This is a genomic window from Kitasatospora sp. NPDC001539 (assembly GCF_040298565.1).
Lineage (GTDB): Bacteria > Actinomycetota > Actinomycetes > Streptomycetales > Streptomycetaceae > Kitasatospora.
The window spans coordinates 1-8185 of record NZ_JBEPAK010000287.1 but is presented as its reverse complement, the minus strand read 5'-3'; the positions used below and the strand labels follow the sequence as shown (position 1 = coordinate 8185).

The following is an 8185-nucleotide window of genomic DNA, read 5'->3' as shown; positions in this document are numbered from 1 at the left end:
GTGGACGCGGATCCGGGCGAGGACTACGGCAAGATCCGCATCCTGAAGATGACGGGGGAGAGCGGGGCGCCCGGGCCCGGCCTGGTGCAGTCGAAGTTCAACTCCCGCCAGGAGGTGGCCTCGCAGATCACGCTGCTGAAGAGCGGCGGAGACTCGGAGCTGGAGTACGGCAACCTGCTGACCCTGCCGGTCGGCGGCGGGCTGCTGAACGTCGAGCCGGTGTACGTGCGCGGGCGCGGCGCCAAGTACCCGACGCTGCAGAAGGTCCTTGCGGTGTACGGGGACGACAACGTGGCGTTCGAGAACACCCTGGGGGACGCGCTGAAGAAGGTGTTCGCGGGGGCGGCCCCGGCGACGACGCCGACCGTGCCGTCCAGCCCGGGCGGCGGGACGACGCCGACGCCCTCGCCCACCGGGCCGGCCACGCCGGCGCCGGGCGGGACGATCTCGCCGGAGCTGCAGAAGGCGCTCGCGGACGCGGAGAAGGCGTACAACGACAGCCAGACCGCGTTCAAGAACGGTGATTGGGTGGCGTACGGCAACGCCCAGAAGGCGCTCGGTGACGCGCTGAAGGCGGCCGAGGCGGCCCGCGGCGGCAGCCCGGCCCCCGCCCCGACCGGCACTCCCGCCCCCGGCGCCACCGGCGGCGGATCGCCGAGCCCCAAGCCGTAGCGGCGGCCGCGGCTCGGCGGTGGCCCGCTGAGCTGCGACAACCGTTTTCGGTTCCACCCCGCGTCCGTGCTATGGTTGTGCCAACGACGCGGGGTGGAGCAGCTCGGTAGCTCGCTGGGCTCATAACCCAGAGGTCGCAGGTTCAAATCCTGTCCCCGCTACTCGGTGTCAGAGGCCCGGAGGATCATTCCTCCGGGCCTCTGTCGTATCCGTGTGCGGACGTTTCCGTCCGGAAGCGGGGGGAACCGCTCCGGTACTATCGACCGTCGCCAACGGGGACGGCACAGGGGTTTGTGGGGTGGAAGTGTCGGGAAATCGACAAAGCGCCGAAGCAATTCCGTCGGCTTCGGGTGGGCCCCGCCCGAATTCGGCCGGGGCAGGTGTACGCGGGTAGCGGGTGATGCGACGATGGGACACATGGGGGACGGTGCACGGCTGCTGACCGGCCGTCGGGTCCGGCACCTCTCCCGCGAGTCCTTCCGGCCGCGGGCCGGGGCACGATGCCGCGACACTCTGGGGGAGCGGGAGTCGGCATGAGGCTGATCGGCAAGTCAGGCACCAAGTCGGGTGCCGCCGTCGAGGCGGACACCGACGCCTGGGCGGAGAGCGCCGAACACCCCGACAGCCGCCCCGGGGCCCTGCCCGCCCAGCGCACCAGCGGACTGTCCGAACGCCCTGCGGTCGGCGGCTTCGGCCCGGACAGCCTGGTCCACGTGTCCACCCGTCACTTCTCCGCAGCCGTCGGCCCGTACGGCGGTGCGGACGGCGGCGGTGAGAGCGGCGACGGGCCGGCCGGCGCCGCGCTGGACCCGGCCGGCCTGGACCCGACCAGCTTCGAGACCGCGCTGGCTGCCCGCGAGTCCGCCGCCCTGGAGGCCCGCCACCGGCAGGCCGCGGACGACGGCGACGCGGACGCGGCCTGCCGGCTCGGCACCCTGCTGCTGCGCCGCGGCGACCTGGAGGAGGCCGAGCCCTACCTGCGCGCCGCGGCGGCCGCCGGGCTGCGCGCCGCCGCCAACAACCTCGGCGTGCTGCTGCACCAGCAGGGCCACCGGGCCGAGGCCGGGCAGTGGTGGCGCCAGGCGGCCGTGGCGGGCAGCGCCCCGGCCGCGCACGCGCTCGGGCTCCAGCTGCGCGACCAGGGCGAGGAGGAGGCCGCCGAGTACTGGCTGCACTTCGCCGCCGACCACGGCCACCCGCTCGGCGCCTACGCCCTGGGCGACCTGATGGAGCACCGCCGCGACGTGCGGGCCGAGCGCTGGTTCAAGGTCTCCGCGGACGCCGGGCACCGGGAGGCCGCCTACCGGCTGGCCCGGATGCGCGAGGCCGCCGGGGACAAGGACACCGCGGAGGCCTGGTACCGCACCGCCGCCGCCCGCAGCCACGCCCGCGCCGCGCTGCGCCTGGGCGTCCTGCTGGAGGAGCGCGCCCGCAGCGACCGGTCGCTGCTGGACGAGGCCGCCCGCTGGTACCGCCAGGCCGCCCAGAACGGCGAGCCGAGGGCCGCCTGCGCGCTGGGCTTCCTGCTGCGCGACTCCGGTGACCTCGCCGCCGCCGCCGAGTGGTGGCAGGAGGCCGCCGAGGCCGGCGACGGCAACGCCGCCAACGCGCTGGGCGCGCTGCACGCGAGCCGGGGCGAGGCCAAGGAGGCCGAGCACTGGTACCGCACCGCCCTCGACGCGGGCGACCAGAACGGCGCCTTCAACCTCGGTCTGCTCTGCGCCGGAACCGGCCGCGAGCAGCAGGCGGAGCAGTGGTACCGCCGGGCCGCGTACGCCGGGCACCGCGAGGCCTGCAACGCGCTGGCCGTGGTGCTGCTGCAGCGCGGCGAGGAGGCCGGCGCCGAGCCGTGGTTCTCCAAGGCCGCCGAGGCCGGCAGCGTGGACGGTGCCTTCAACCTGGGGGTGCTGCATGCCGGGCGCGGTGAGCTGCGCCAGGCCCAGGAGTGGTACGCGCGGGCCGCGGCCGAGGGCCACGGCGAGGCGGCGCTGCAACTGGCCGTCGCCCAGGAGCAGCGCGGCAACCTGGCCGGAGCGCTGGAGCGCTACCGGCAGGCGGCGGCGGGCGGCTCGGCGGAGGGGGCGTTCCGGCTGGCCTCGGTGCTGGACCGGCGCGGGGACGCCGACGCCGAGGCCGAGCACTGGTACGCGGTGGCGGCCGACGCCGGGCACCGGCGGGCGCAGGTGCGGATGGGCGTGCGGGCGGCCGAGCGCGGGGCGCTGGAGATCGCCGAGAGCTGGTACCGGCGGGCCGCCGAGGCGGGCAGTCGCAGCGCCGCGTTCAACCTGGGGCTGCTGCTGGCCCGGCAGGACAGCGAGGCGGAGGCGATGCTCTGGTACACCCGGGCCGCCGACGCCGGGCACGGGCGCGCGGCGCTGCGCCTGGCGCTGCTGGCGCTGCGCCGGGGCGAGCCGGTGCAGGCCGAGAACTGGTGCCGGCGGGCGATCGACTACGGGCCGGCCGAGGTCGCGGAGCGGGCCGGGCGACTGCTGGGCGCGCTGCACGCGGAGCTCAGCGCGTAGCACGGCGGGTTCGGCGCCGCAGGGTGGGTTCGGCGCCGGTTGGTGGGTTCGGCGCCCTCGGGCGGGTTCAGCGCCGCCGGGTGGGTTCGGCGCCGCCGGGTGGGTTCAACGCCGCCGGGGTGGGTTCAACGCCGCCGGGGTGGGCTCAGCGCCGCCCGGCGGGCGCGGTCAGGGACCGCAGTCGGGGCACAGGCCGCGGTAGGTGACCTCGGCGGTGGTGACGGTGAAGCCGAAGCGCTCGGCGGCGGGCAGGGCCGCGAGCGGGTCGCCGTGCGGGTGGACGTCGCGGATGGCGCCGCAGCCGGAGCAGATCAGGTGCTGGTGGGCGCGGTGGGCGTTGGGGTCGTAGCGCTTGGCGCGGCCGTCGGTGGCGACCTCCAGCACCTCGCCGAGGGCGACGAGCTCGCCCAGCGTGTTGTAGACGGTGGCGCGGCTGATCTCGGGCAGGCGGGCCGTGGCGCGGGCGTGCACCTCGTCCGCGGTGAGGTGGACGTGCTCGCCGTCGAGGACCTCGGCCACCACCCGGCGCTGGGAGGTGAGCCGCCAGCCGCGTCCGCGCAGTCTCTCCAGCAGATCGCTCATGGAACCAGAGTAAGTCACGCTCTGAGTTTGGTTCCAGTGTTGACTTGGACAAAGTCCAAGTTAGGATCGTGTCACACGACCGGATCCCTCGGAGGCACCCGCTATGACCACGCAGGACGAACTGCGCCCGACCCTCACCACGGAGGCGGGTGCCCCCGTCGCCGACAACCAGAACACCGAGACCGCGGGCGTCGGGGGCCCGGCCCTGATCCAGGACCAGCTGCTGTTCGAGAAGCTCGCGCACTTCAACCGCGAGCGGATCCCGGAGCGCGTGGTCCACGCCCGCGGCGCCGCGGCCTACGGCACCTTCACGGTGACGGCCGACGTCTCGCCGTACACCCGGGCGGCGTTCCTGTCCGAGGTCGGCAAGCAGACCGAGGTGTTCCTGCGCTTCTCCACCGTGGCCGGCAACCTCGGCTCGGCCGACGCGGTGCGCGACCCGCGCGGCTTCGCGGTGAAGTTCTACACCGAGGAGGGCAACTACGACCTCGTCGGCAACAACACCCCGGTGTTCTTCATCAAGGACGCGATCAAGTTCCCCGACTTCATCCACACCCAGAAGCGGGACCCGTACACCGGCTCCCAGGAGGCGGACAACGTCTGGGACTTCTGGGGCCTGTCGCCCGAGTCGACCCACCAGGTGACCTGGCTGTTCGGCGACCGCGGCATCCCGGCGAGCTACCGGCACATGAACGGCTACGGCTCGCACACCTACCAGTGGCAGAACGAGGCCGGCGAGCACTTCTGGGTCAAGTACCACTTCAAGACCGACCAGGGCATCCGCAACCTCACCCAGGCCGAGGCCAACCGGCTCGCCGGCGAGGACCCGGACAGCCACCAGCGGGACCTGCGCGAATCCATCGAGCGCGGCGAGTACCCCTCCTGGACGGTGCAGGTGCAGATCATGCCCGCGGCCGACGCGGCCGGCTACCGCTTCAACCCCTTCGACCTGACCAAGGTCTGGCCGCACGCCGACTACCCGCCGATCGAGATCGGCCGGCTGGAGCTGAACCGCAACCCGGACAACGTCTTCGCCGAGGTCGAGCAGTCGGTCTTCTCCCCGGCGCACTTCGTGCCCGGCATCGGCCCGTCCCCCGACAAGATGCTCCAGGGCCGCCTGTTCGCCTACGCGGACGCCCACCGCTACCGCGTCGGCATCAACGCCGACCACCTGCCGGTCAACCGTCCGCGCGCCACCGAGGCCCGCACCAACGGCCGCGACGGCCACCTGTACGACGGCCGCCACGGCCGGCAGAAGAACTACGAGCCGAACAGCTTCGGCGGCCCGGTGCAGACCGGCCGCCCGCTGTGGGCCGCCACCGCCGTCGACGGCCTCACCGGCAACCACGCGGCGCCCTCGCACGCCGAGGACGACGACTTCGTGCAGGCCGGCAACCTGTACCGGCTGTACTCCGAGGAGGAGAAGCAGCGCCTGATCGCCAACCTGGCGGGCTTCATCGCCAAGGTCTCCGCCGACCGCGAGGACATCGTGGAGCGGGCGGTCGACAACTTCCGCAAGGCCGACGCCGACTACGGCAAGCGGCTGGAGGCGGCGGTCCGCGAACTGCGCGAGCGGTAGGAGCGGGCCGATGCAGCGGCGGGCCCCTCGACCAGCACGAACTGGTCAAGGGGCCCGCAACCATTCCGGAGGGCGGCCCGCGTCAGACCGCCAGGCGCCGCAGCGTCTCCTCGTGCAGCAGGCCGTTGGTGGCCACGGCGTCGGCGCCGCCCGGGCCGGGGACGCCGTCCAGGCCGGTGAAGCGGCCGCCCGCCTCCTCGACCACGATGCACGGCGCGGCCATGTCCCACAGCGACAGCTCGGGCTCGGCGGCGATGTCCACGGCGCCCTCGGCGACCATCATGTAGGACCAGAAGTCGCCGTAGGCGCGCGTGCGCCAGCAGGCCCGGGTGAGGTCCAGTAACGGGTCGAGGCGGCCGCGGTCCTCCCAGCCGGTGAGGGAGGAGTAGGAGAAGGAGGCGTCCTCGATCCGGGAGACGCCCGACACGTGGATCCGGGAGGCCTTGGCGAGGCTGCGGCCAGCGAAGGCGCCCAGGCCCTTGGCCGCCCACCAGCGGCGCTGCAGCGCCGGGGCGGAGACGATGCCGACCACCGGGCGCTCGACGCCGTCCGGGCCGTCCTCCAGCAGGGCGATCAGGGTGGCCCAGACCGGGACGCCGCGGATGTAGTTCTTGGTGCCGTCGATCGGGTCGATCACCCAGCGGCGCGGGCCCGAGCCCTGCAGGCCGAACTCCTCGCCGAGGACCGCGTCCCGCGGGCGGGCGCGCTGGAGCACGCTGCGCACGAGCTCCTCGGCCGCCTTGTCGGCGTCGCTGACCGGCGTGAGGTCGGGCTTGGTCTCGACCGTCAGGTCGAGGGCGCGGAAGCGCTCCAGGGTGACCGAGTCGGCCGAGTCGGCGAGGACATGGGCGAGTCGGAGGTCGTCGTGGTAGTCGGCCATGTCCAAGACCCTAGCGAGCCCGCCCCGATCGGCACAGCCGGGCTCGCGGAGCGGGACGCCCCGATGGACGCCCGGCGGGCCGCCCCGACGGGCTGCCCGCCGAGCCGCCCGGAAGACCCGCGCCGCCGGGCCGCGCCGCCGGGGCGTCCCGGGCACCGGCCGGCTAGTGCGCGGTGCCGCTGAGCTGCAGGCCGATGACGCCGGCGATCACCAGGGAGACGGAGACCAGCTTGAGCACCGAGGTGGTCTCGTTCAGGAAGACCATGCCGTAGATCGCGGTGCCGGCCGCGCCGATGCCCGTCCACACCGCGTAGGCGGGGCCCACCGGCAGGTTCCTCAGGGAGAGGGTGAGCAGGCCGAAGCTGCCGAGGGCGAACACGCAGAAGCTGATGGTGGGCCAGAGCTTGGTGAAGCCCTCGCTGAGCTTGAGGTTGATCGCGAAGCCGGTCTCCAGCAGGCCGGCCAGGACCACCAGGGCCCATGCCATCGCGTGCCCTCCCTGTCGGTCGACGGACGGACCGCGGCCGGCCCGACCTTCCTATGATCACCAGGCGGACCCCCTCCGACACCTCGAACGGACCACGAGCCCCGAGGAAGCCCGAGGGGAGGGGGCCTGCGGCGCGGCGGTCAGTCGCCCTCGCGGGACTCCTTGCTGGCCAGCAGCCGGCGCAGCGAGTAGAGCCGGGCGGCCTCCGCGTGCCCCTCGGCGACCCAGGCGTCCAGCGCGCAGTCCGGTTCGTCGTGGCTGCAGGCGCGCGGGCACTCGACGGTGCCGGGCTCCAGGTCGGGGAAGGCGTGGATGACCCGGGCCGGGTCGATGTGCGAGAGGCCGAAGGAGCGGAAGCCGGGGGTGTCGATCACCCAGCCCGAGTTCAGCGCCTTCTTCGACCCCGCCTTGGCGCCCGGCGGCGGGGGCAGCCGCAGCGCGAGGGCGGAGACGGTGGTGTGCCGGCCGCGTCCGGTGACGGCGTTGACGTGGCCGGTCTGCCGCTGCCGGTCCGGCACGAGGGCGTTCACCAGGGTGGTCTTGCCGACGCCGGAGTGGCCGATGAAGACCGTCGAGCGGCCGCGCAGGTGCTCGCGGACCGCCTCGGCGCCGGTGGTCTCCAGCTCGTCCCGGCGGGTGACCACGTAGTCGATGCCGAGCGGGGCGTAGGACTCCAGCAGCGGGGCGGCCGACGCCAAATCGGACTTGGTGAGCACCAGCAGCGGCTCCATGCCCGCGTCGTAGGCGGCGACCAGGCAGCGGTCGATCAGCCGGGGGCGGGGCTCGGGGTCGGCCAGCGCGGTGACGATGGCCAGCTGCTCGGCGTTGGCGACGACGATCCGCTCGTACGGGTCGTCGTCGTCCGCGGTGCGCCGCAGGACGGAGCTGCGCTCCTCGACCCGGACGATCCGGGCGAGGGTGTCGGCGTCGCCGGTGAGGTCGCCGACCAGGTGGACGACGTCGCCGACGACGACGCCCTTGCGGCCCAGCTCACGGGCCTTCATGGCGACGACCTGGCGCTCCTGCTTGGTCCCCGGGTCGACCAGGCAGGTCAGCCGGCCGCGGTCGACGGTCAGCACCATCGCCTCGGCGGCGTCCTCGTGCTTGGGGCGGATCCGGGTCCGCGGCCGGGAACCCCGGCGGGCGGGGCGGTTGCGGATGTCGTCCTCGTCGGCGTCCTTGCCGTAGCGGCGCATGGCTCAAGTCTCCGCTCAGGCGTCCGCCGCCGCCCCGCCGAGAAGTTCCGCCCACATCCCGGGGAAGTCGGGCAGGGTCTTGGCGGTGGTGGCCACGTTCTCCACCTCCACGCCGGGCACGGCGAGGCCGAGCACCGCCGCGGCGGTGGCCAGCCGGTGGTCCTCGTAGGTGTGGAACACGCCGCCGTGCAGCGGGCGCGGGCGGATCCGCAGGCCGTCCTCGGTCTCGCTGACGTCGCCGCCGAGGTCGTTGATCTCCTTGGCGAG

General features: G+C 74.1%; 7 protein-coding genes, 1 tRNA gene and 1 pseudogene. 4 read left to right on the top strand and 5 right to left on the bottom strand.

The features are described from left to right. The 3 genes and pseudogenes from ABT247_RS29355 to ABT247_RS29345 form a co-directional block, all read left to right on the top strand. Positions 1 to 672, top strand: a pseudogene (locus ABT247_RS29355) (UPF0182 family protein); the annotation flags it as partial. Positions 673 to 759: 87 nt separating this feature from the next. Next, a tRNA-Met gene (locus ABT247_RS29350) sits at positions 760 to 833 on the top strand. A gap of 372 nt (positions 834 to 1205) precedes the next feature. Beyond that, positions 1206 to 3194, top strand: a complete 1989-nt coding sequence (locus ABT247_RS29345; protein ID WP_350748382.1) for an SEL1-like repeat protein — start codon at positions 1206 to 1208, stop codon at positions 3192 to 3194. Between the two features lie 168 nt (positions 3195 to 3362). On the opposite strand, the gene ABT247_RS29340 is transcribed toward ABT247_RS29345, so the two are convergent. Continuing rightward, on the bottom strand, positions 3363 to 3776 hold the full coding sequence (locus tag ABT247_RS29340; protein WP_350748380.1) for a Fur family transcriptional regulator: 414 nt from the start codon (positions 3774 to 3776) through the stop codon (positions 3363 to 3365). Positions 3777 to 3879: 103 nt separating this feature from the next. On the opposite strand from ABT247_RS29340, the gene ABT247_RS29335 reads away from it, so the two are divergent. Further along, entirely contained in the window at positions 3880 to 5355 is a 1476-nt protein-coding gene (locus tag ABT247_RS29335) for a catalase (RefSeq protein WP_350748378.1), read from the top strand. Between the two features lie 82 nt (positions 5356 to 5437). Here the strand turns inward: ABT247_RS29335 and hisN are convergent, their stop codons facing one another. The 4 genes from hisN to ABT247_RS29315 form a co-directional block, all read right to left on the bottom strand. Further along, complete coding sequence (gene hisN / locus ABT247_RS29330) at positions 5438 to 6235, bottom strand: histidinol-phosphatase (protein WP_350748375.1); 798 nt, start codon at positions 6233 to 6235, stop codon at positions 5438 to 5440. 163 nt (positions 6236 to 6398) lie between these two features. Then, on the bottom strand, positions 6399 to 6722 hold the full coding sequence (locus ABT247_RS29325) for a DMT family transporter (protein ID WP_350748373.1): 324 nt from the start codon (positions 6720 to 6722) through the stop codon (positions 6399 to 6401). A 140-nt stretch (positions 6723 to 6862) separates the two neighbouring features. Further along, entirely contained in the window at positions 6863 to 7918 is a 1056-nt protein-coding gene (gene rsgA / locus ABT247_RS29320; protein WP_350748370.1) for a ribosome small subunit-dependent GTPase A, read from the bottom strand. 15 nt (positions 7919 to 7933) lie between these two features. Beyond that, on the bottom strand, positions 7934 to 8185 hold a 252-nt coding region (locus ABT247_RS29315; protein WP_502892527.1), incomplete at its 5' end, for a carboxyvinyltransferase.